The organism is Methylotenera sp. (assembly GCF_029946165.1).
Classification (GTDB): domain Bacteria; phylum Pseudomonadota; class Gammaproteobacteria; order Burkholderiales; family Methylophilaceae; genus Methylotenera.
Genome location: NZ_JAQSDZ010000008.1, coordinates 93,277 through 116,530, shown reverse-complemented (window position 1 = coordinate 116,530; position 23,254 = coordinate 93,277). Strand labels below are relative to the sequence as shown.

24 protein-coding genes are annotated in these 23,254 nt (G+C 41.8%); 22 read left to right on the top strand and 2 right to left on the bottom strand.

Annotated features, from left to right (window positions below; translation table 11 throughout):
* The first annotated feature begins 61 nt into the window (after nt 1–61).
* On the top strand, nt 62–274 hold the full coding sequence (locus PSV17_RS13930) for a type IIL restriction-modification enzyme MmeI (RefSeq protein ID WP_366910416.1): 213 nt from the start codon (nt 62–64) through the stop codon (nt 272–274).
* Between the two features lie 547 nt (nt 275–821).
* Here the strand turns inward: PSV17_RS13930 and PSV17_RS05995 are convergent.
* On the bottom strand, nt 822–1,271 hold the full coding sequence (locus PSV17_RS05995; RefSeq protein ID WP_300480638.1) for a DUF1924 domain-containing protein: 450 nt from the start codon (nt 1,269–1,271) through the stop codon (nt 822–824).
* 335 nt (nt 1,272–1,606) lie between these two features.
* Between PSV17_RS05995 and mnmG the strand changes: the two genes are divergently transcribed.
* The 16 genes from mnmG to PSV17_RS05915 all read left to right on the top strand — a co-directional run bounded on the left by mnmG (nt 1,607) and on the right by PSV17_RS05915 (nt 17,994).
* Entirely contained in the window at nt 1,607–3,508 is a 1,902-nt protein-coding gene (gene mnmG / locus PSV17_RS05990; RefSeq protein ID WP_300480636.1) for a tRNA uridine-5-carboxymethylaminomethyl(34) synthesis enzyme MnmG, read from the top strand.
* 6 nt (nt 3,509–3,514) lie between these two features.
* Nucleotides 3,515–4,171: a 16S rRNA (guanine(527)-N(7))-methyltransferase RsmG gene (rsmG, locus tag PSV17_RS05985; RefSeq protein WP_300480633.1), complete on the top strand. Its 657-nt coding sequence runs from the start codon at nt 3,515–3,517 to the stop codon at nt 4,169–4,171.
* 47 nt (nt 4,172–4,218) lie between these two features.
* Nucleotides 4,219–5,004 carry an AAA family ATPase gene (locus PSV17_RS05980; protein ID WP_300480630.1) on the top strand — a complete coding sequence of 262 codons (786 nt, stop codon included), beginning with the start codon at nt 4,219–4,221 and terminating at the stop codon, nt 5,002–5,004.
* The gene (locus PSV17_RS05975; protein ID WP_300480629.1) at nt 4,997–5,887 is read left to right on the top strand and encodes a ParB/RepB/Spo0J family partition protein; all 891 of its coding nucleotides are present in this window, start codon (nt 4,997–4,999) and stop codon (nt 5,885–5,887) included. Before PSV17_RS05980 ends, PSV17_RS05975 begins: the two co-directional genes overlap by 8 nt.
* 152 nt (nt 5,888–6,039) lie before the next feature.
* Nucleotides 6,040–6,420 (top strand): ATP synthase subunit I, encoded by a 381-nt coding sequence (locus tag PSV17_RS05970; protein WP_300480627.1) that lies wholly within the window; start codon nt 6,040–6,042, stop codon nt 6,418–6,420.
* 77 nt (nt 6,421–6,497) lie between these two features.
* Nucleotides 6,498–7,382, top strand: a complete 885-nt coding sequence (atpB, locus tag PSV17_RS05965) for a F0F1 ATP synthase subunit A (protein WP_300480626.1) — start codon at nt 6,498–6,500, stop codon at nt 7,380–7,382.
* A 64-nt stretch (nt 7,383–7,446) separates the two neighbouring features.
* A complete protein-coding gene (gene atpE, locus PSV17_RS05960; RefSeq protein ID WP_300480624.1) occupies nt 7,447–7,722 on the top strand; it encodes a F0F1 ATP synthase subunit C in 276 nt (91 codons plus the stop codon).
* A 62-nt stretch (nt 7,723–7,784) separates the two neighbouring features.
* Nucleotides 7,785–8,255, top strand: coding sequence for a F0F1 ATP synthase subunit B (locus PSV17_RS05955; RefSeq protein ID WP_300480622.1), 471 nt, complete (start codon nt 7,785–7,787; stop codon nt 8,253–8,255).
* A gap of 9 nt (nt 8,256–8,264) precedes the next feature.
* The gene (locus tag PSV17_RS05950; RefSeq protein WP_300480619.1) at nt 8,265–8,801 is read left to right on the top strand and encodes a F0F1 ATP synthase subunit delta; all 537 of its coding nucleotides are present in this window, start codon (nt 8,265–8,267) and stop codon (nt 8,799–8,801) included.
* A 48-nt stretch (nt 8,802–8,849) separates the two neighbouring features.
* Nucleotides 8,850–10,391 carry a F0F1 ATP synthase subunit alpha gene (gene atpA, locus PSV17_RS05945; protein ID WP_300480617.1) on the top strand — a complete coding sequence of 514 codons (1,542 nt, stop codon included), beginning with the start codon at nt 8,850–8,852 and terminating at the stop codon, nt 10,389–10,391.
* Between the two features lie 31 nt (nt 10,392–10,422).
* Nucleotides 10,423–11,289: a F0F1 ATP synthase subunit gamma gene (gene atpG, locus PSV17_RS05940; RefSeq protein ID WP_300480615.1), complete on the top strand. Its 867-nt coding sequence runs from the start codon at nt 10,423–10,425 to the stop codon at nt 11,287–11,289.
* A 55-nt stretch (nt 11,290–11,344) separates the two neighbouring features.
* Entirely contained in the window at nt 11,345–12,784 is a 1,440-nt protein-coding gene (gene atpD, locus PSV17_RS05935) for a F0F1 ATP synthase subunit beta (RefSeq protein WP_300480614.1), read from the top strand.
* 42 nt (nt 12,785–12,826) lie between these two features.
* Nucleotides 12,827–13,252, top strand: coding sequence for a F0F1 ATP synthase subunit epsilon (locus PSV17_RS05930; protein WP_300480613.1), 426 nt, complete (start codon nt 12,827–12,829; stop codon nt 13,250–13,252).
* A gap of 123 nt (nt 13,253–13,375) precedes the next feature.
* The gene (gene glmU, locus PSV17_RS05925) at nt 13,376–14,746 is read left to right on the top strand and encodes a bifunctional UDP-N-acetylglucosamine diphosphorylase/glucosamine-1-phosphate N-acetyltransferase GlmU (RefSeq protein WP_300480611.1); all 1,371 of its coding nucleotides are present in this window, start codon (nt 13,376–13,378) and stop codon (nt 14,744–14,746) included.
* A gap of 28 nt (nt 14,747–14,774) precedes the next feature.
* Nucleotides 14,775–16,604 (top strand): glutamine--fructose-6-phosphate transaminase (isomerizing), encoded by a 1,830-nt coding sequence (gene glmS, locus PSV17_RS05920; RefSeq protein WP_300480609.1) that lies wholly within the window; start codon nt 14,775–14,777, stop codon nt 16,602–16,604.
* Between the two features lie 319 nt (nt 16,605–16,923).
* Entirely contained in the window at nt 16,924–17,994 is a 1,071-nt protein-coding gene (locus PSV17_RS05915; protein WP_300480608.1) for a beta-propeller fold lactonase family protein, read from the top strand.
* Nucleotides 17,995–18,095: 101 nt separating this feature from the next.
* Here PSV17_RS05915 and PSV17_RS05910 read toward each other — a convergent pair whose 3' ends face one another.
* Nucleotides 18,096–18,617: a PepSY domain-containing protein gene (locus tag PSV17_RS05910; protein ID WP_300480607.1), complete on the bottom strand. Its 522-nt coding sequence runs from the start codon at nt 18,615–18,617 to the stop codon at nt 18,096–18,098.
* Between the two features lie 550 nt (nt 18,618–19,167).
* Between PSV17_RS05910 and PSV17_RS05905 the strand changes: the two genes are divergently transcribed.
* The 5 genes from PSV17_RS05905 to PSV17_RS05885 are packed head-to-tail and all read left to right on the top strand — an operon-like array spanning nt 19,168 to nt 23,060.
* On the top strand, nt 19,168–19,809 hold the full coding sequence (locus tag PSV17_RS05905) for a MotA/TolQ/ExbB proton channel family protein (protein WP_300480605.1): 642 nt from the start codon (nt 19,168–19,170) through the stop codon (nt 19,807–19,809).
* 2 nt (nt 19,810–19,811) lie between these two features.
* Nucleotides 19,812–20,249 carry a biopolymer transporter ExbD gene (locus PSV17_RS05900; protein ID WP_300480604.1) on the top strand — a complete coding sequence of 146 codons (438 nt, stop codon included), beginning with the start codon at nt 19,812–19,814 and terminating at the stop codon, nt 20,247–20,249.
* A gap of 18 nt (nt 20,250–20,267) precedes the next feature.
* On the top strand, nt 20,268–21,050 hold the full coding sequence (locus PSV17_RS05895) for a TonB family protein (RefSeq protein WP_300480798.1): 783 nt from the start codon (nt 20,268–20,270) through the stop codon (nt 21,048–21,050).
* 16 nt (nt 21,051–21,066) lie between these two features.
* Nucleotides 21,067–22,422, top strand: coding sequence for a histidine kinase (locus PSV17_RS05890; RefSeq protein ID WP_300480602.1), 1,356 nt, complete (start codon nt 21,067–21,069; stop codon nt 22,420–22,422).
* Nucleotides 22,419–23,060, top strand: coding sequence for a response regulator transcription factor (locus PSV17_RS05885; protein ID WP_300480600.1), 642 nt, complete (start codon nt 22,419–22,421; stop codon nt 23,058–23,060). Before PSV17_RS05890 ends, PSV17_RS05885 begins: the two co-directional genes overlap by 4 nt.
* The last annotated feature ends 194 nt before the right edge of the window (nt 23,061–23,254 follow it).

Here is a 23,254-nt window from a genome sequence, read left to right as displayed (position 1 = left end):
AATACCTACACAAGAGCTGGCGCTACCACCAACACAGCAGGCTTTCTGCAATGAAAAGGTAATGATTCATCACTATTGGGTTATATGCTTGAGTATACATATGGCTCGGATGCACATTTTGTGTGGGCGCCTAAAAAGTGATTTTACATATTCAGCAAGCCTTGTTTACAACAGCAACTTCCCGCGGCCTGAAAGTAGAAGTGGCTTGCATTCGCGAACAGCAATCGTTGTAAATGAAAACTCGCAGCTGCAAGGCGTTCCTACAAAACTATAAAAACTGCCGCTCAAACAATATTATATGCACGCGCTTAACAAGTTAATGCTTCATTAACCGATTTCTACGACCCAATCACCAATTCCAGCTAATTTACTCAAAGCGCATCAAGCGTTAGATAATGAGTTGCATGTCGCATATTTCTACAAAGGCGCTAATGCCGATGCGGCGTGCGTGGCATTTTTATTGGGGCGTAATCAGCAACTTATTAGTTTGTTACCTATAGAAAAAATAAAGCAAAAAACCAAAGCCGAAAAAGGTTCAAAAATAGTATTGTTAAGTGCGTATCTTGCAAATTAGGTGGCGTGGGCAAGAAGCCTTATCATGCCCACGCTGATGCCGATTTTTTTTCAAAAGCTCCGCGAGGCTAATCATTTTACCTTCCCTACTCAGCACTTTAGTTAAGTGAACATCTAATATAACAAAGCCTAAAAAGTAAAACCTTAAAAAACCCCCACAAAACACCTAAAGTGAGGACGTAAAAAAAGCAGTGTTTCACGTGAAACACTGCTTTTAGTTTTTTTAAGCTTAATTAAAAGCTTAAAAATTATTTCTTAGCTTTAGGCGTTGGTGTTTTTTCAGTTAACACGTAAGTAATGTAGTTGGCTTTCTGAGCCGCTGTACAGTCTTCACCTAAAATATCAAAGCAATGTTGTGAGAACTTAGCTTCAACTTTGTCAAAATCAGAGAAGCGTTTTGTGTTGACCGCTGGTGATAATGGTTGAATCGCCTTGCCCGTTACGATGTTTTTACCTTTATCAGCTGGGTTGGCTGTGTGGCATGAAGCGCAAGCGGTTTCTTTACCATCAACTGTTTTAACTTTATTGTTAAAGAATGCTTTGCCTTCTTCAGCTGAAGGACCTGCAAAATCTTTGTTTTCAGCAATTGCTTGAGTGTGGTAAATCAATACCAATTTTTTTGCATTGGCAATGCTGGCATGTGCAGAAATCGCGCTAAAACCTAACATGGCTATTAAAAGAATACTTAATTTTTTCATTTGCTGCTCCATTATTTTAATAAAAAACTTTGCTTACTTAGCAATTGTGCTTCTACATTCACATCATAAAGTAGTTTTCTAAAACATGCTTTAATTTTTATAAAGCGAATTTTATGCCAAGTATATTAAGAAATTGTGTCTATCTTGTAAAGCTAACGTTTCAACCTAAAAAGAGTTGACTTAATTCGGTTAAAAACCCTGCTTTTACATGACTATTGGCGTCTATTAAAGTAAAATCTTGTCTTTGCACAATGCTTGCTAAGCTCGACTTAAGTGATTGTTTTGTCTGATGGTTGTTATATTGTGCTTTTTGTTTGAAAGACAAGTTTGAATATATGAATTTTCCTGACCTTTTTGATGTGATTGTCGTTGGTGGCGGGCATGCTGGCACCGAAGCGGCGCTCGCTAGCGCCAGAATGGGGCAGAAAACCTTATTGCTCACGCATAATATCGAAACTTTAGGTCAAATGTCATGCAACCCAAGCATTGGCGGTATTGGCAAAGGCCATTTGGTTAAAGAGATTGATGCGCTAGGCGGCGCAATGGCGGCCGCAACGGATGAAGGCGGAATTCAATTTAGAATCTTAAATTCTAGTAAAGGCCCTGCCGTACGCGCAACTCGCGCTCAAGCTGACCGTGTGTTGTATAAAGCGGCGATTAGGCATCGATTAGAAAATCAGCCTAACCTTTGGCTGTTTCAACAAGCGGTGGATGATATTATTTTAGAGGGTGACCGTGCTGCGGGCGTGGTGACGCAAATTGGTTTGCGTTTTAATTCAAAATCAGTGGTGCTTACTGCGGGTACGTTTTTAGGCGGTTTGGTGCATGTGGGTTTGCAAAATTACAGCGCTGGTCGCGCTGGCGATCCGCCAGCTATTTCCTTAGCCGCACGTTTACGTGAAATTGGTTTGCCCGCAGGCCGATTAAAAACTGGTACGCCACCACGTATTGATGGTCGCACAATTGATTATTCAGTCATGACTATTCAGCCTGGTGATGACCCAGTGCCAGTATTTTCCTTTATGGGCAATGCGGCGCAACACCCTGCTCAACTGCCATGTTGGATTACGCATACCAACGAACGTACACACGATATTATTCGCAGTGGTTTAGATCGCTCGCCTATGTACACGGGAGTAATTGAAGGCGTGGGCCCACGTTACTGCCCTAGTGTGGAAGATAAAATCCATCGTTTTGCTGATAAAGATTCACATCAAATTTTCTTAGAGCCTGAAGGCTTAACTACTAATGAGATTTACCCAAATGGCATTTCAACCAGCTTGCCGTTTGATATTCAATTGGCGCTGGTGCGCTCAGTGCGCGGCTTAGAAAACGCCCACATTCTTCGTCCAGGCTATGCCATTGAGTATGATTATTATGATCCACGCGGTTTAAAAAGTTCGTTAGAAACCAAGATGGTGCAAGGCTTGTTCTTTGCAGGGCAGATCAACGGTACTACTGGCTATGAAGAAGCTGCTGCGCAAGGTTTGCTTGCGGGAGCTAATGCTGCACTTTATTCGCAAGGTAAAGAGTCTTGGTGCCCTGCCCGCGATGAAGCTTATTTAGGCGTGATGGTGGACGATTTAATCACGCGCGGTGTGACTGAGCCGTACCGCATGTTTACTAGCCGTGCGGAATACCGCCTACAACTACGTGAAGATAACGCCGATATGCGCCTGACTGAAATTGGTCGCAAATTGGGCTTAGTGGATGAAGCGCGTTGGGAAGCCTTTAGCATTAAAAAAGAAGCGGTTGAGCGCGAGCAAGAGCGTTTGAAAAAGACTTTTGTGCAACCAGCCAATGTGCCAACAGAAAAAATGGTGGAAATGTTTGGCAAGCCACTTGAACATGAATACAGCTTGTTTGAATTATTGCGCCGTCCAGAAGTAAGTTACGAGGCTATGTTGACTTTGGGTGAACTTGGTTTGGGCGAGGTTGAGCCGGCCGTGCGCGAGCAAGTGGAAATCGCCGCAAAATATCAAGGCTATATTGACCGTCAAACAGATGAAGTGGAGCGTAGTCGTGGTCAAGAAAATACTAAACTGCCTAACGATTTAGATTATCGTGAAATTCACGGCTTGCCGATTGAAGCGCAACAAAAATTGAATGCGCAAAAACCAGAAACGATAGGCCAAGCCAGCCGTATTTCGGGCATTACGCCAGCGGCCATTTCATTGTTGTTGGTTTATTTAAAGCGTAAAGCGCGCAGTAAGCCTGCTGCAGATTTGGCTGCATAGTTCCGCATGGCTTTGATTGATACGCTACAAAGCAAGCTGCAATCAGGTTTGCTAGAAATGGGTTTGCACATAGGCGCTGAAAAACAAGCGAAATTGATTGCTTATCTATTGCTCATTGATAAGTGGAATAAGGTGCATAACCTCACGGCGATTCGCGACCCGCTTGAAATGGTGACCTTACACTTGTTAGATAGTTTGAGTGTGTTGCCGCATGTGCAGGCTTTAGCGCCAAAGTTTTTATTGGATGTTGGCGCTGGTGCGGGTTTGCCGAGTATTGCTTTGGCAATATGTTTGCCAGAGTTGCAAGTGACCGCTATAGATTCCGTAGCAAAGAAAACTAGTTTCATGCGCCAAGTAAAAGGCGAATTAGGCTTGAGCAATTTTCAAGTGGAAGTTGGGCGTGTAGAGGCGCTTAAAAAAGACGTGAAATTTGATGTGATTATTTCACGCGCTTTTTCTGAAATTGGCTTATTTGTAAAGCTTACGAAGCACTTATTGGCTGAAAATGGGTTATGGCTCGCCATGAAAGGCCAACTGCCAGCGCATGAGTTTGAGCACCAAGATTTTAAAAGTGCGGGCGTGCAAGTGAGCAAAATAGAAGTGTTGAAAGTGGCGGGTTTAGAGGCGGAGCGCCACTTGGTTTATATAAGTACCAATTTGTAGTTAATTCAATTTAGTTAATTTTATTCTGATAAATCTATAAGAAAATAATGAAAATATTAGCAATCACTAATCAAAAAGGCGGTGTAGGTAAAACCACCACTTGCGTGAACTTAGCTGCTAGTTTGGCAAGTTTAGGCAAGCGCGTTTTGCTCATTGATTTAGACCCGCAAGGCAATGCCAGTACTGGAAGTGGCATAGATAAGGCGCACTTAAAGTTCAGTATTTATCATGTGTTGATTGGGGAAAAGTCACTGAAAGAAGTGATTTTAACCAGTGAAAAAGGTGGCTTTGATATAGCGCCTTCAAACCGTGATTTGGCGGGTGCAGAGGTTGAGTTGGTGAATGAGCTGGCGCGTGAAAATCGCTTAAAAGTGGCGATTGCAAAGTTAGTGAGTGCTGAAGAAGCCGCACCTTATGATTTTGTATTGTTGGATTGCCCCCCCGCCCTCAACCTAGTAACGGTTAATGCACTCACAGCTTCTAATGCGGTGATGATTCCTATGCAATGTGAATATTACGCATTGGAAGGCTTATCTGACTTAGTTAACACTATCAAAAAAGTGCGCGCGCGCCTTAATCCAACCTTGGAAATTGAAGGTTTATTGCGTACCTTGTTCGATAGTCGCAATATGCTGGCACAGCAAGTATCTGCGCAACTTATTAGCCATTTTGGCGATAAAGTTTACAAAACTGTCATTCCACGCAATATTCGTTTAGCAGAAGCACCTAGTTATGGTGTTCCAGTGTTGAGCTACGATAAAGCCTCAAAAGGCGCTGTGGCATATTTAGAGTTGGCAAAAGAAGTAATGCGGAGTGGAAAAAAACATGGCTAAATTAAAAGGCTTAAATAGAGGCTTGGGTCGCGGCTTGGATAGTTTACTCGCTGGGGATATGGGCAGCGTGGGTGAAGCGGATTCACTTTTGGTGCTAAAAGTAGCGCAATTGCAGCCTGGAAAATACCAACCACGTAGCTATATGGATGATGCCGCTTTGCAGACTTTAGCGGCTTCGATTAAGTCACAAGGAATTATGCAGCCAATTTTGGTGCGTCACCTGCCAAATGAACATGGCGATGATGACCAGTACGAAATTATTGCAGGTGAACGCCGTTGGCGTGCCAGCCAAATAGCTGGCTTGGAAGAAGTGCCGGTTTTAGTGCGTGAAATCGCCGATGAAGCCGCATTAGCAATGGCTTTAATAGAGAATATTCAACGTGAAAACCTTAATCCCTTAGAGGAAGCGCAAGGGATTAAGCGACTGATTGATGAATTTGATATGACGCACGAAAAAGCCGCCGCCGCAGTTGGTCGTTCTCGTGTCGCAGTTTCAAATTTACTACGCTTACTTACTTTATGTGTGCCCGTTCAGGATATGTTGATGCACGGCAAATTAGATATGGGTCATGCACGTGCGCTTATCGGACTAGATGGCGCCCAACAAGTGATGATTGCAAACCTAGTTGTACAAAATAATTTATCAGTCCGTGAAGTTGAAAATCTAGTAAAAAATCTAGAGCATATAGGGGCAAAAGAACCCCAAAAACAATTACAGAAAACCCCAGTGAATCATGATGTTTTAAGGCTGCAAGAGGCATTAAGCGATAAGCTAGGCGCAACAGTCAACATTAAAGCAGGGGCTAAAGGCGCGGGTACTTTAAAAATAAGCTACGCAAATTTAGATCAGTTAGATGAAATCGTGAGCAGGATCTCGCGCTAAGTGATTAATTTTGCTTAAACAAAATGTAAAAGCTTATCACTTAATCCTTGACTAAAAATCGGTAATAATTCAAAATCGCGGACTTTGCTAGATCTGAAATAAAAATATTAGACGATACTAGTTTTAAAAGTTGATTTTGAACTGGTTAAAATATGGAAAATACAACTGCGTCGGTATTTAATAATATGTTGCGACTGCAGCTGATTGTTACCGTTTTAATTACTCTGACGGCTTTTGCCTTGTCTGGAATAAATGCAGGTATTTCAGGTTTAATTGGTGGTTTATCGGTATTAATTGGTGCTTATTTTTCTTCAAGAGTTGCTGGACGTGAAGCAAAAACACCGTCATCAGCACTACTCAATTTATTGAAGGCTGAGGCACTTAAGATTTTAATTATCATCGTTGTGCTGTTTGTATCATTTAAATTTTACAAACAATTGATTCCACCAGCTTTATTGGCTGGAGTGGCGGGAACAGCGCTGATTTCTGGCGCCGCAATTGGCAAATTGAAGAAATCGAATATAAAAATTTAATTAAAATAGGTCTTTGTTAAAAATACAAAGCCCTGTTTTTGGAAGTGAAAAGTTAATTTACTGGACATAGAACTGATATGGCAACAAATCAAGAAAATCACGAACTAACCCCTACAGAATATATTCAACATCATTTGAGTTTTAATGCTCAAGGTGTGAATGGAAATACAACGAATGAGGGTTTTTGGACTATACACGTAGATACTTTAGCAACTTCTGTTGTGCTTGGTTTGTTAGTGATGCTTGCAATTTGGCTGGTGGCTAGAAAAGCGCACGCTGGGGTGCCAACTAAATCTCAAGCTTTTGTGGAGCTAGTGTTTAGCTTTATTGATAATCAAGTTAAGAATATATTTCATGGTAATCGCCATGCGTTTATTGCGCCTGCGGCATTAACAGTGTTCCTGTGGGTACTTGCCATGAATGCCATGGACTTTTTACCAGTAGATTGGGTTGCGGGTGTAGCGAGTTTGTTGGGCGGTGAGCATGCAAAATGGCGCCCTGTACCTACATCAGATATTAATACAACATTTGCACTTGCTTTATCTGTGTGGATTTTAATGATTTTTTTCAGCATTAAAGTCAAAGGCTTTGGTGGTTGGATTCATGAGTTATTCTGCTCTCCATTCGGGGCACCTAGCTTTAAAGTGCCTAAAAGTATCGGTGGTTTAATCGCATTGTTGGCAAGTCCTTTACTATTTTTAGCAAACTTCGCTTTTAATATAATTGAGTATATTTCAAAGCCGCTATCACATTCTTTGCGTCTTTTCGGCAACATGTATGCGGGCGAAATAATATTTATGTTGTTAGGCATGTTTGCGGCTAGTGGTATCGCTGGCACGGTATTTGGCGCAATATTGGGCGCGGGATGGTCAATTTTCCACATCTTAATCGTAGCTTTGCAAGCATTCATCTTTATGATGATGACAGTAGTGTATTTATCTATGGCACATGAAAGCCATTAATAGTTTTTGGTAGTTTATTTGTTTTAATTAATTAGTAATAATTTTCACTTGAGAGGGTAATAAAATGGAAGCAATCGCAATGGTTCAGTCTTACACTGCAATCGGTTTAGGCCTTATGGTAGGTTTAGGCGCATTAGGTGCATGTATCGGTATCGGTATTATGTGTTCAAGCTTTTTAGAAGGTGCAGCACGTCAACCAGAAATGATTCCAGAATTACAAGGTAAAGTATTCTTGCTTCTAGGTCTTATCGATGCTTCATTCATTATTGCTGTTGGTATTGTAATGATGTTCGCATTTTCAAACCCATTATTGGGCGTATTGCCAAAAGTGGTAGGCTAATTTTATATTTAGTTGGCGGCATTTAAATGCCGCTTATTTAAAAGCCATTATCTGGAAACAAAATGAATATTAACTTAACATTAGTTGCACAAGCTATTGCCTTTGCAATTCTAATTTGGTTTACAGTCAAATATGTATGGCCTCCTTTACTTCGTGCGATTGAAACACGTCAGAAAGAAATTGCTGATGGTTTGGCGGCTGCGCATGAAGGTAAGAATGCGCTAGAGGTTGCTGCTAAGAAATCAGAAGTAACTTTAAATGAGGCTAAGCAAAAAGCTTCTGAAATTATTGGTCAAGCTGAAAAGCGTGCTACTCAAATTATCGAAGATGCCAAAGGCACTGCAATTACAGAAGGTGACCGTTTAATTACAGGTGCAAAAGCGGAAATAGATCAAGAAATTAACCGTGCTAAAGAAGGTTTGCGCTCACAAGTGTCTGCCTTGGCGATTGCTGGTGCTGAAAAAATCTTGCGTAAAGAAATTGACGCAAAAGCACACAGTGAAATTTTATCTAAATTAGCAGCAGAACTTTAAGGATAAGACATGGCTGAAATATCAACCATCGCAAGGCCTTACGCAGTTGCTGCTTATAAATTAGGTCGCGAACAAAAGTCGTTGGCTAAATGGTCTGAAATGTTAGATTTCGCTTCTGCAGTCGCTAGCGATGCGCAGATGCAAGCTTACATTCAAGATCCAAAAGTAGTCAGTAGCGAATTGCAAGACACTTTTCTAAAAGTGTGTGGCGATAAGCTAAACGAACAAGGTCAAAACTTGATTAAAGTGCTGGTTGAGTACGGACGTATGTCTATTTTGCCTGCGATTACTGAAGCATTTGAAGAGCTTAAAGCGTTAGACGAAGGTACTTTGGATGCGCAAATTATTGCCGCTGCTAAGCCTAGTGCTGCAGAAGTCAAAGATTTAGTAAAACGTTTAGAGGCTAAGTTCGGTAAAAAGATCGAAGCTAATGTTTCTGTAGATACAGAATTGATTGGCGGCATTAAAATTATTGTTGGCGATACCGTGATAGACGCATCCGTCAAAGGTCAGTTACAAAATTTAGCATACACGCTTTCAGCTTAGGCCTATAGCTAAGAATAGTTTAGGCAAAGAAAATTATTAGGAGTCAAAATGCAGTTATCTACATCAGAAATCAGTGAACTGATTAAAAGCAGATTAGAAAATTTTTCTACCTCAGCTGAAGCGCGTACTCAAGGTACAGTAATTTCAGTAACCGACGGTATTGTTCGTATTCACGGTCTTTCAAACGTGATGGCCGGCGAGATGATCGAGTTCCCAGGCAACACATTCGGTTTGGCGCTTAACTTAGAGCGTGATTCAGTCGGAGCAGTTGTTCTAGGTGACTACGAACACATTACTGAAGGCGACATCTGTAAATGTACAGGTCGTATTTTAGAAGTGCCAGTTGGTCCAGAATTAATCGGTCGTGTTGTGAATGCATTAGGTCAGCCAATTGATGGTAAAGGCCCAGTTAATGCAAAAATGACTGATAAAATTGAAAAAGTTGCGCCAGGCGTAATTGCCCGTAAATCAGTTTCACAACCTGTGCAAACAGGTTTGAAATCAGTTGACTCTATGGTTCCAGTTGGCCGTGGTCAACGTGAATTGATTATTGGTGACCGTCAAACAGGTAAAACTGCGGTTGCGATTGATGCGATTATCAATCAAAAAGGTCAAAACATGACCTGTATCTACGTTGCGATTGGCCAAAAGGCTTCTACAGTAGCTAACGTGGTTCGTAAATTAGAAGAAAACGGCGCGATGGCTTACACCATTGTTGTTGCTGCGACTGCTTCTGACTCAGCTGCATTACAATTCTTAGCACCATATGCTGGTTGTACTATGGGCGAATACTTCCGCGACCGTGGTGAAGATGCATTGATCGTATACGATGATTTGACAAAACAAGCGATTGCTTACCGTCAAATTTCATTGCTATTACGTCGTCCACCAGGCCGTGAAGCTTACCCAGGTGACGTGTTCTACATTCACTCACGTTTATTAGAGCGTGCTGCTCGTGTTAACGAAGATTATGTTGAAAAATTCACAAACGGTGCTGTTAAAGGCAAAACGGGTTCATTGACTGCATTGCCAGTGATTGAAACTGCGGCTGGTGACGTTTCTGCATTCGTTCCAACTAACGTTATTTCTATTACCGATGGTCAAATCTTCTTAGAAACTGACTTGTTCAATGCTGGTATTCGTCCTGCAATTAACGCTGGTATTTCAGTGTCTCGCGTAGGTGGTGCTGCTCAAACTAAAGTTATCAAGAAATTGGGTGGCGGTGTACGTTTGGCGCTAGCGCAATATCGTGAATTGGCTGCGTTCGCGCAGTTCGCTTCTGATCTGGATGAAGCAACACGTAAACAACTAGACCGCGGTCGTATGTTTACTGAGTTGATGAAACAAGCACAATATGCTCCATTAAGTGTTTCTAAAATGGCAATTACTTTGTTAGCAGCTAACAAAGGTTACTTTGATGATGTTCCAACTAATAAAGTGTTAGCTTTTGAAACTGCATTACATGGTTTCATGGGCTCTAAATACGCTAAATTGATGGAAGGCATTGAATCTAGCAAAGATTTAGCTGGTGATAACGAAAAAGCTGTTGAAGCCGCAATTGTAGACTTCAAAGCTACTAACGCATATTAATAGCGCTTACTAATCACTTTTAGGATTAAAAATGGCTGGTAGTAAAGAGATTAGAACCAAGATCAAGAGTGTTGAAAATACACGCAAGATCACAAAAGCGATGGAAATGGTTGCCGCTTCTAAAATGCGTAAAGCGCAAGATAGAATGCGTGCTAGCCGTCCGTATGCTGAGAAAATTCGTAACGTTGCTGCGCATCTTTCATTTGCAAACCCAGAGTATAAACACCCCTATTTAATCAAACGTGACGTTGTGAAAAACGTTGGTTTGATTGTGGTTAGCTCAGATAAAGGCCTATGTGGCGGTTTAAACACCAATATGTTGCGTTTATCAGTTAACCAAATGAAAAATTGGGAATCTGAAGGTAAAGCAATCGCGGTTAGTGCAATTGGTAACAAAGGTTTCAGCTTTATGAACCGTGTTGGTGCTAATGTTAAGTCTCACATTGTTGGTTTAGGTGACGTACCACATTTAGATACTCTAATTGGTACCATCAAAGTGATGCTGGATATGTATGAAGCTGGTGAAATTGATCAGCTTTATATTAGTTACACCAAATTTATTAATACCATGAAGCAAGAACCTGTGATGGAGCAGTTATTACCATTAAGTGGTGACCGCTTAGGCAGCCCAAAAGGCTCGTGGGATTATATTTATGAACCAGACCCTAAATCAGTGGTTGACCAATTGATGACACGTTACGTTGAATCAATAGTCTTTAACGCTGTGGCAGAAAATATGGCTTCTGAACAATCATCACGTATGGTGGCGATGAAATCAGCATCTGACAATGCGAAAGAAGTCATTGGTGATTTGAAACTGGTTTACAACAAAGCACGTCAAGCCGCTATTACCAAAGAGATTTCAGAAATCGTCGGCGGCGCGGCAGCGGTATCATAGTATTTTTAAGAATTAAATTACAATTCAACAGATTAGCTTGAATAGGATATAAAAAATGAGTACAGCGAACGTAGGTGTAAAAATAGGTAAAGTAGTGCAAATTATTGGTGCGGTTGTGGACGTTGAGTTTCCACGCGATCAAATGCCTAAAGTATTTGAAGCGTTAATTATTGATGATGCTACAAGCAATGCTGAAGCAGGCTTGACACTTGAAGTGCAACAGCAATTAGGCGATGGTATTGTACGTACGATTGCCATGGGTTCTTCTGATGGTCTTGCACGTGGTACAGCATTCAAATCAACTGGCGATCAAATTACTGTGCCAGTTGGTGTAGGTACTTTGGGTCGTATTATGGATGTATTAGGTCGCCCAATCGATGAGGCTGGTCCAATTGATTGTGACGAGCGTCGCGCAATTCACCAAAAAGCGCCAACTTTTGAAGAGTTATCTCCTTCTGTTGACTTGTTAGAAACAGGTATCAAGGTGATTGACTTAGTTTGCCCGTTTGCTAAAGGTGGTAAAGTCGGTCTGTTCGGTGGTGCTGGTGTGGGTAAAACAGTTAACATGCTTGAGCTTATTAACAACATTGCAAAACAACACTCAGGTTTATCAGTGTTTGCAGGTGTGGGTGAGCGTACTCGTGAAGGTAACGACTTCTACCACGAAATGGCAGAAGCTGGCGTTATTAAACTTGACGACATGAAAGAATCAAAAGTAGCGATGGTTTTCGGTCAAATGAACGAACCACCAGGCAACCGTTTACGTGTAGCTTTGTCAGGTTTGACAATGGCTGAGAAATTCCGTGATGAAGGCCGTGACGTGTTGTTCTTCGTTGATAACATCTACCGTTACACATTGGCCGGTACTGAAGTATCTGCGTTGTTAGGTCGTATGCCTTCTGCTGTAGGTTACCAACCTACTCTAGCGGATGAAATGGGCCGTTTACAAGAGCGTATTACTTCAACTAAAACAGGCTCTATTACTTCTATCCAAGCGGTTTACGTACCTGCCGATGACTTGACTGACCCATCACCAGCGACAACTTTCCAACATTTGGATTCAACCGTTGTTCTTTCACGTGACATTGCTTCTTTAGGTATCTACCCAGCGGTTGACCCACTAGATTCAACATCACGTCAATTAGATCCATTGGTAGTTGGTGAAGAGCATTACAACGTTGCACGTTCTGTTCAACAAACATTACAACGTTATAAAGAACTTCGCGACATTATCGCTATTTTGGGTATGGACGAATTGTCACCCGAAGATAAATTAGCTGTTGGCCGTGCACGTAAAATCCAACGTTTCTTGTCACAACCATTCCACGTAGCTGAAGTGTTTACTGGCGCACCCGGTAAATATGTTCCACTAAAAGAAACAATCAAAGGCTTTAAAGCGATTGTTGCTGGTGAATACGATCACTTGCCTGAGCAAGCGTTCTACATGGTAGGTGGCATTGAAGAAGCAGTAGAAAAAGCCAAAACTTTAAACTAAGCTAAAACTTAGTAAACTTTAATAAAAGTATAGAGAAAACATATGGCAAATACTGTTCATATCGATGTAGTAAGTGCAGAAGCCAGCATTTTTGCCGGTGAAGCCGAGTTTATTGTAGTGCCAGCCAGTGCTGGTGAAGTGGGTATCTATCCACATCACGCACCTATGGTCACTACAATCAAACCAGGTGCATTGCGTATCAAGCTATCTGATTCTGCTGAAGAAACTTTGATTTTTATCTCTGGCGGTTTGTTAGAAGTGCAACCAGGTTTAATTACTGTGTTGGCAGACACCGCAGTGCGTGGTCACGATTTAGACGAAGCTAAAGCAGTTGCTGCAAAAGCGGCAGCTGAAGAAGCGATGAAAAATCGTACTTCTGATATGGATTATGCGAAAGCACAGGCTGAATTGTCTGAGGCAATTGCGCAAATTCAAGCAATCGAACGACTACGTAAAGTTAAGCACTAATTGCAAAAATCAATTCGGTGCTATATAACTTAACACAAGTAAGTTAGCACCAGCAAAAAGGCAGCTTAGGCTGCCTTTTTTGTTATACTTTAGCCATGCGAAAGTCACAATATTTTTAGAGTTATGAAGCCACTCAATATCATTATTCTTGCAGCGGGTAAAGGTACTCGCATGCATTCTAATACACCTAAAGTTCTGCATAAAATTGGCGGTCAATCGATATTGGCGCACGTGATTGACTGTGCAAAAACGTTGAATCCAAGCAAAATCATTGTGGTGTATGGCTATGGCGGTGAAGTTGTTCGTGAGTCATTTTTACATGAAGAAATTACTTGGGTAAACCAAGCAGAACAACTTGGTACAGGTCATGCTGTGCAACAAGCCCTACCCTTCTTAGACGTTGATGCACAGTCGTTAGTCATGTTAGGAGATGTACCCCTAGTTGATGTGACGGCCTGTAAGGTGTTAATTGAACAAGCCAATAATAAGCTAGCGATTCTATCTTTTAATAAGGTAGACCCTACTGGTTATGGGCGCATTGTTCGCGCAGAGAATCAAAATGTAATGGCGATTATCGAGCATAAAGATGCTACTGAAGCGCAGCGAGATATCGTTGAAGTCAATACTGGCATTATGGCAATGCCTAATGTGCATTTAACCAAATGGTTATCCGAATTGACCAATAACAATGCACAAGGCGAATATTATCTGACTGATATTGTGGCGTTAGCTGTGCAACAAGGCGTAGAAGTTGTTGCGGAAATTACAGATGATGAATGGTCAGTGACAGGTATTAATTCTAAAACAGATTTAAGTGCTATAGAGCGAGTATATCAAACACGCATTGCGCAAAAATTACTGCTGCAAGGTGTTACGTTAAAAGACCCTGCCCGACTTGATGTGCGCGGTTTACTCAGCTGTGGTCAAGATGTCGAGATTGATGTTAACTGCGTATTTGAAGGTAATGTCACTTTAGGTGATAACGTAAAAATTTCAGCAAATTGTGTCATTAAAAATGCCATCATCAAAACTGGCGTGCAAATTGCGCCTTTTACTCATATAGATGAAACCGAGATTGGTGAAAATAGCCGCATTGGACCCTTTGCACGATTGCGTCCAGGCACTACATTGGCCGCAGACACACATATTGGTAACTTTGTAGAGCTTAAAAACTCACAGGTTGATATAGGCAGCAAGATTAATCATTTAAGTTATGTGGGTGATACCACCGTGGGCAAACAGGTGAATATTGGTGCTGGAACGATAACTTGTAATTACGATGGTGCGAATAAATTTAGAACGGTGATTGAAGATGGCGCATTCATAGGCTCAGACTCACAGTTGGTTGCACCAATCACCATAGGTAAAAATGCGACTATTGCGGCAGGTTCAACCATTACCAAAGACGCACCAGCGGAAGCTTTAACCTTCTGTCGAGCAAAAGATCAGAAAACCATAGTAGGTTGGAAACGACCAGTAAAAATTAAAAAGTAAGACTAAATAAATTAATGAAAGTACATTTATGTGCGGAATTGTAGGCGCAGTAGCTAGTAGAAATGTAGTATCCACTCTTATAGAAGGCTTAAGCCGCTTGGAATACCGTGGATACGACTCTGCTGGTGTGGCTGTGTTAAGTGGCGGTAACATTGAGCGCGTGCGCGCAGTAGGCCGAGTTGCGGCTATGACAGAAAAAGCCTTGGAAATTAACTTGAGTGGCCAAGTCGGCATTGGCCATACGCGCTGGGCAACACACGGCGGCGTGACTGAAAGCAATGCGCATCCACATGTGTCAAAAGATGAAATTGCTGTAGTGCATAACGGCATTATTGAAAATCACGATGAGCAGCGTACACGTTTAAAAGCACTTGGTTATGAATTTACGTCACAAACCGATACTGAAGTGATTGCGCATTTAATTCACTATTATCATCAAGATTTACCGCTATTAGCTGCTACACAGAGGGCTGTGACTGAACTGACTGGCGCTTTCGCTATCAGCGTGATTTCAGTGAAAGAGCCTGAACACATGATAACTGCGCGTTTGGGTTGCCCGTTATTGATAGGCTTAGGTGAAGGTGAAAACTTCATTGCTTCTGATGTTTCAGCGGTGCTATCCGTGACCCGCAAAGTCATCTATCTTGAAGATGGAGATGTGGCCGATGTGCGCCGTGAAGGCGTTACTATATTTGGGCGCGACGGCAATATTGTAGAACGTATAATTCATATGAGTGACGTATCACTCGCCAGCATGGAACTTGGGCCCTATGCGCATTTCATGCAAAAAGAAATACATGAACAACCTAAAGCGCTGACAGATACCATTGAAGCGCTGATTGACGATAACCAATTCTCCCCTGCGCTGTTCGGCGAAAATGCCAATGAAGTGTTTAAGCAAGTTGATAGTATTTTGATACTTGCCGCAGGAACAAGCTATTACGCTGCACTGACAGCTAAATACTGGCTAGAAAGCATTGCAAAAATACCTACCAATGTAGAAATTGCCAGTGAATATCGTTACCGAGTGTCTGTGCCCAACGTTAAGCAATTAATCGTCACGATTTCCCAATCTGGTGAAACCTTAGACACAATGGAAGCACTGAAACATGCCAAAGCATTAGGTCAGAATTTGACTTTAGCAATTTGTAACGTGCAAGAGAGCACCATTCCACGTGCCTCACAATTGGTTTTCTACACGCGCGCAGGAGCTGAAATTGGCGTGGCTTCAACTAAAGCTTTCACTACCCAGTTAGTCGCCCTCTTCACTTTGGCGGCCACTTTAGCTAAGCAACGTGGCCTATTGAGTATTGATGAGGAGCAAGCGCACTTAACCGCATTAAGACAATTAGCTGGTAGCGTGCAACATGCATTAAATTTAGAACCACAAATTCGCGAATGGGCGAAATGCTTTGGCAATAAGCAACATGCTTTATTTTTAGGTCGTGGCATACACTATCCAATAGCACTAGAAGGCGCATTAAAGCTTAAAGAGATCTCTTATATCCACGCAGAGGCATACCCAGCAGGTGAACTTAAACACGGCCCACTAGCGCTAGTAGATAGCGATATGCCAGTGGTAGTGATTGCGCCAAATGATGCCTTGCTAGAAAAAGTAAAATCTAATATGCAAGAGGTAAGAGCGCGCGGCGGTGAGCTATTTGTATTTGCAGACTCTGACAGCCACTTCACCGAATCTGAAGGCGTTCATGTCATTCGCACGCCACGCCATGTAGGCGTACTCTCCCCTATTTTGCATACAATCCCAGTCCAGCTATTGGCGTATCATGCTGCCTTGCTAAAGGGTACTGATGTGGATAAGCCTAGGAACTTGGCAAAATCGGTGACGGTTGAATAGTACTGGTGATAAGACAATATGAGCTGTTAACTAATAATAAAGTTGTACCCTAAATAATAAAGTTGGAACGTAAATAATAAAGTTGTATCGTGCATTTGTGAGTTTTAAGAATTAAAGTCGCTAGAAATATCATAAGTAATTATCTATGAATCCACACCTTTCAGAATTTTCTTTGTAAGAATTAGCCTCGTGATGTATTGAACGGGATTAAATCCTAAGGCTAATTACAGTTTTCTTCTATATCCAGATAGTCATTAAGCCATTAATGTGTAGAAATGCGGGCGGTTTGCCCGTGCTGCATTTTTCTGGAGATTCCCCTATGAAGCAACAAAGCAGTCATCATAAATTAAAGCCAATATTAGTTTTTGTCATCGGTATGCTGTTAGTTCCCTGCGCCATTGCAGGCACTAAAGGTCTTGCTTATGTATCAAATCAGGATGGTGGAGTAACTGTCATTGATTTAGAGACTATGGAAACAAAAGATGGAGTCAATGTCGGCGCAAAAGGTCCTCGTGGAATTGGCATTACAGCAAATGGAAAATGGTTGGTGACCGCCAATAAGGATGATGGCAATATTTCAGTAATAGATACATCAGGTGCAGCTAATCCAAAATTTATCGCTATTGGTAAAAATCCAGAATTCGTTCGTGTGTTAGGTGATCGTGCTTATATCACTTATGAGCCTAGCTCTAAAGGTGGGCCTCCGCCAAAGCCTGGTTCAGAGGCTGATAAAGAGGATGACGATGACGACAAAATTCCTGGCCGTATTGCCATTGTTGATCTTAAAAAAGGTAAAGTCATCAAGGAAATCATCGGTAAACCAGAAACCGAAGGCGTGGAGTTTTCTAAAGACAGCAAAAAATTAATTGTAACCAATGAATCAGATAACTCCATCACAATTCACGATATAAAATCTGGCAAGCTTCTTAAGAGCGTATTGGTTGGACAATATGGTGAACGTCCTCGTGGTATTAAAGTATCGCCTGATGGTAAAACGTATGTAGTAACACTGGAATTGTCAGACAAAATGCTGGTGCTTAATGAGAAATTTGAAGTCATTAAAGAGGTTTCCACAGGTAAATCACCTTACGGCGTTTCATTTGATCGCGAAGGCAAGCGTGTATTTGTCGCCGCGAATAAAGAAAAAGCGTTGCAAGTATTTGATGCCAAGACTTTCGAAAAAGTTAAAGATATTCCTACAGGAGATCGTTGCTGGCATTTTAGCTTCACACCTGATGATCAGCAAATCATGCTGGCATGTGGCAAATCAAGTGAGGTGGTCGTAATCGATGCTAACAAGCTTGAAGTTACTAAGCGCATTCCTGACAAAGATATGCCTTGGGGTATCGTGACCTATCCAAAATCTATGGGGAGTATAGACCGCCCTTGATTTAGGTAGCTGTGTTAATTAATCTTGTCTAACTCAAAAGAATAAACCCAATAAAAAAGGCACTCTGCAAAGAGTGCCTTTCGTATTACAGCAATGGAAGATTATTTCTCTACACCAATCTGGTAGATTTCTTCTTCAGCCTCTTCAGCCAATTTACCCGTCACCGCATCAACTTCAACTTCCATTTCTTTGCCATCTTTGGTTTTAATGTCAAATTCATAAGAAGGATTGCCATCAGACTCAATAGAAAACTCGCTTTCTACGACTTCACCTGGAAATTTAGCAAGCGCAATCTTTTTAGCTTCATCTTGAGTGATTTTAGCTTTAGCCTTAAATAAAGGATCATCAGCATTCGCAACTTCCTGCTCTTCTTCAATGATTTTGCCTGACTTGGCTAGACATTCAACTTCCCACTCTTTACCATCATTACCCTTAATGTCAAACTCATACTGAGCTTTACCACCGCTGATTTCAGCTTCCAGCGTTTGTACTTCACCTGGATGCTTAGCTAATGCAGCCTTCATACAAGTTTCCATTTTTCCAGTAAAACCATTTCCGCCAGCGTAAGCAAAAGTGCTTACAAAGGCAGATGCTAAAGCGACTGCTACTAATTTCTTGTTCATCTCTATCTCCTTTTGTGATTAAAAAAATGAATCACCATTACGTTAAATTCAATGCTAGGATGGTAACAAAATAAAAAAAATTAATCAATAACACATTGATTTATAACTATATTATGGCTGTATTCAGCCAATTGCTGGTTGTATATAGCCAACAGCTGGTTCTTTGCATTAGTAGCGTCAATACATAGTTCTCAATTTACTTAAATTTAACAGACGGTTAGTAAATTTTCAGTGTATTGGCATAAATATCGCTTAGTTAAAGTGCGTAAATTGAGGATTTAGTGTGACCAGTGGTGCTTTAAATGAGCATTTAATTGACAGAAAAGACTTAATTTCAGGTTTCCTAATCAATATTGTGAGTTTTTCCTATATTTATTCGGGAATCTCGCTCTTACAATAATTTTCACTAAGCCGTATATTCGTTCGCTCACAAAATTTAATCGTTAGGTACATTAAAAGTTTAAATTTTGTCTTTCTGACCTGAATGCCTATATCTGGTGAATAAAGGTTGATTAAGTAGCCAATTAACTAACTATTAAAGAAATGACTTATGGATAATATACCTGACATTGTTGATGTTGTACTTTACTTCTTAGCGGGATTATCAGTCCTGACCTGGGCTATTTTGATAGTTAAAAGCTATGTATTTTGGAAACAAAAAAACGCAAACACTAGTTTTATCAGTCATTACACTGGGGTCACACGCCTAACCAAATTACCTGAAGCGCTTTATAAAGCGAAAGGGTCGCTGAATAACTTAAGCAATAAAGTGATGTTGAATCTAAAAGCTTGGCGCAAAGATTCTTCGCTAGATGTGAATGCCTATAGCGATATGTTGAAACAGTCATTGCGTGAGGAGCGTCATCAACAACAGGTGCGCTTAGAGAGTGGCCTAGCGGTGCTTGCAAGCATAGGTTCAACTTCACCTTTTATAGGGTTATTTGGTACGGTGTGGGGCATTATGCATGCTCTAAAGGGCATTTCTGCTTCAGGCTCGGCTGGTTTGGATGTCGTTGCTGGGCCAATTGGTGAGGCACTTATTGCAACGGCCATGGGCATCGCAACGGCAATTCCAGCAGTGCTTTCTTATAATTATTTTTTACGTCAATCACGCCTTGCCGCAGCCGATATGGACCATTTCTCTGAGAGGCTACAGCTACTAGCTAAACATTCAGACTATAAGGTGGATTAATCATGTCCATGGACAATTATGGCTCTGAAGGCGGCATGATGAGTGAAATTAACGTCACGCCACTGGTGGATGTGATGTTGGTGTTGTTGACCGTTTTTATTGTAACGGCGCCTTTGCTCATGAATGCGGTTTCGGTGAAGTTACCCAAGGCCTCGGCCGAAGTTGCGATTACTAAACCAAAAACTGCGCATATCAGTGTGACGGATAACGGTGACATTTATTTAGATCAAACTAAGTATAGTCAAGCACAGCTTGAAACTCAGCTAAAATCAGCGAGTGTCAATCCAAATTATGCGGTAGAAATCTACGCCGATGAAAAGGTGTTTTACGGCGTTGTAGCTAAAGTGATGGCGGCAATTCAACGGGCTGGCATTGCTAAATTCAGTTTTGTGATGTTGCCAGATGTAGCGGCGCCAAAGAGTGTGCCCACAGGCGCATAGGTGACTCTTTTGAGCACAATGACGTTCACACAGCGCAGCATTACAAATGAAAGCAAGCTATTTTGGCTTGCTCTCGCTTTTTCATTACTGTTGCATATGGGCTTATATTACGTATTGCCCTATTTAAAAGGGAATGCTCAAATACCAGTTAAGCGCATCGAGGTCGAGTTGAGCGTAATAGAGCCGCAGCCAGAAGTGAAAACGCCAGAACCCCTACCAGCGCCACCTCCCCCACAAGCCAAGGCAGAGCCAACACCAGAAAAACCTGTACAGCAGCACGTGACCAAGCCTACGCCAGAACCGCAAAAACCAGTCAAAGAAGCCCCCGTGCTAGCAACGGAGGCGCCAGCAGCGCCAAGCGATTATGTTGTTTCGGCATCACCCAAACCCGTGGCAATCAGCGCACCCGAACCCGCTGCCGAAAATAAAACGACGAGTAACTCGACAAGCACAAATACTTCAACCAACACATCTGATGTTGCACCAACCGAAGCAGCCAGTAATGACGAGGCATGGGAGGGCTACGGGCAAGCGTTGTTTGACTTGGTGAGTAAAAACAAAAAGTATCCAGAAATCGCTAGGCGTCGTAATTGGGAGGGGCAGTTAAAAGTGCTTGCCAAGTTTATTTTAGGAAAACTTGTCGAGGTGACCTTGATTGACTCAACTGGTCATAAGGCATTGGATGATCAAGCGCTAGAAATGGTGAGAAAATCAGCCAATTTATTGCCAGTAAAAGGTAGTTTAGCAAAAAAATCATTTACGGTGACAGTGCCTGTAGATTTTAAGCTGGCTGAACAGTAATTAAAGGTTCGAATGAATGAATTTAAAAATCAGGATTAACTTAATCATTACCTTAATCCTGGCTTTAGTCATGGTGCTTGGTGCAGGCATGATAATAGACAATGCGCGAGAAGACATACGTGCGGAAGTCGATTCCACCACGGTCTTGGCTTTGCATTTATTGGATGCTGAAGTTTTACACTACACCTCGGATTACACATGGGCCAATGCTAACGAGAAAAATAAAGTCACTATTTTTCGCCTGCAAAGTTTAGATAATGTGCGCCATCTGCGCATTGAGTTCTTTGATGCCTTGGGTAGACTGAGAGATAGCAACCGTCCCCCAATAGGCCGTGGAGATAATTTTCCACCAAGCTGGTTCGAAAAACTGATGGGTAAAGTTTCGTCTTCTTTGAAAGCAACGCACCGCCCTATTGTCGTCAATAATCGTGTACTTGGCGAGCTGGTCATTACGCCAGATCCTTCTTATGAAATTGCCGAAATATGGCATGATACGCTTGGCTTATTAAGTCTTGGCCTATTATTTTTTATAGTGGTGAATGGCGTGGTGTACTGGGCCGTGTATAGAGCATTGCGACCTTTACATAAGATTCTAGGTGCCCTTACACAAATAGAACATGGTCAGCTGGATGCACGTTTGCCATTGTTTTCATTGCCAGAATTATCCAGCATTAGTAGTAAATTTAATGCTATGGCGCAAACACTTGAAAGTAGCATGATGAGTAACCATCGGCTTACTCAGCAGCTTATTCGGTTGCAAGAGGACGAACGTAAAAACATTGCCCATGATTTACATGATGAAATTGGCCAACACTTAACGGCAATCAATATTGATGCTGCTGCCATTTTAAAAGCAAATAACATCATCGCGGCGCACGCAAGTGCAATGGCAATTAGTGCCGCTGCAAGGCAAATGATGAACATGGTACGAGACATGTTGCAGCGCTTAAGGCCCGCCATGCTTGAAGAACTGGGTTTGCAAACTTCGCTGCATGAACTTATTGATACTTGGAGACAGCGTAATCGTGGCATCAATATTAGCATCAGTATTTCTAGTGCGTTGGATAACATTAATGAAACTATTGCCATTACAGCCTATCGGATTATTCAAGAGTGTTTAACCAATATTAGCAAGCACGCCAATGCCCGTTTCGTGACAATTAAAGTAGAACGACAAGATGAAACATTAAGGCTAACAGTAAAAGATAATGGTCAAGGGTTTGATCAACACCTTACCTCGCAGGGATTTGGCTTGGCTGGCATGCGCGAGCGTGTAGACGGTCTTGGCGGGCTATTTCATCTACATTCAGAGCTAGAGGCAGGTGTACTAGTAGAAGTCAGTTTACCCATTAATTTCAAGGCATTGTCATGACCACAAAAATTCGCGTCCTACTCGTAGATGATCATAACGTGGTGCGCTCAGGGCTACGTCGTTTGCTAGAGCTCGGTGGTGATATTGAGATTGTGGCAGAAGCCGATAGTGGCGAACAAGCATGCCTGATTTACAATGATTTTTTAGCCGATGTTTTGGTGATGGACTTATCCATGCCTGGTATTGGTGGGTTTGAGGCGCTACGACGAATCTTAGCGATAGCACCCAATGCAAAAATAGTTATTTTCACCATGCATGAAAACACGACCTTTGCCACGCAAGCACTTTCAGCTGGCGCGCGCGGCTATGTAGCTAAATCTGGCTTGGCCGATGATCTTTTGTTGGCTGTGCGTGAAGCTGCTGCTGGCAAAACCTATATCAGCCCCAATATTGCACAAAAAATGGTATTGCAAACCATCTCTGGTGAACAAGACCCAATACAAAAACTATCTACACGTGAGTTTGAAGTATTTACATTGTTAGCTGAGGGCGTGAGTGTTGAGGGTATTGCAAGCACGCTCAATATCAGTCAAAAAACAGCGGCCAACTATCAGACTATACTCAAGCAGAAACTGGGTATTTCAAATGCCGTAGAGTTGGTTCGCCTGGCCATTCAGCATGGCATGATCATCGATTAAACGAATTTTTAATTAGCAAGAATCACATTAATCAAGATTTGTGAGTTTCTCCTATATAAATGCGGGAATCTCGCTCTTACGCTAACTTTTATTAAGCGATATATTAGCAGCACACAGTAATTGACTCGATATTTGCTTCGTGAAGATTGGCTTGCTAAGCATAAGCAATTCAATTTTCTAAAAAACCAAGTTAA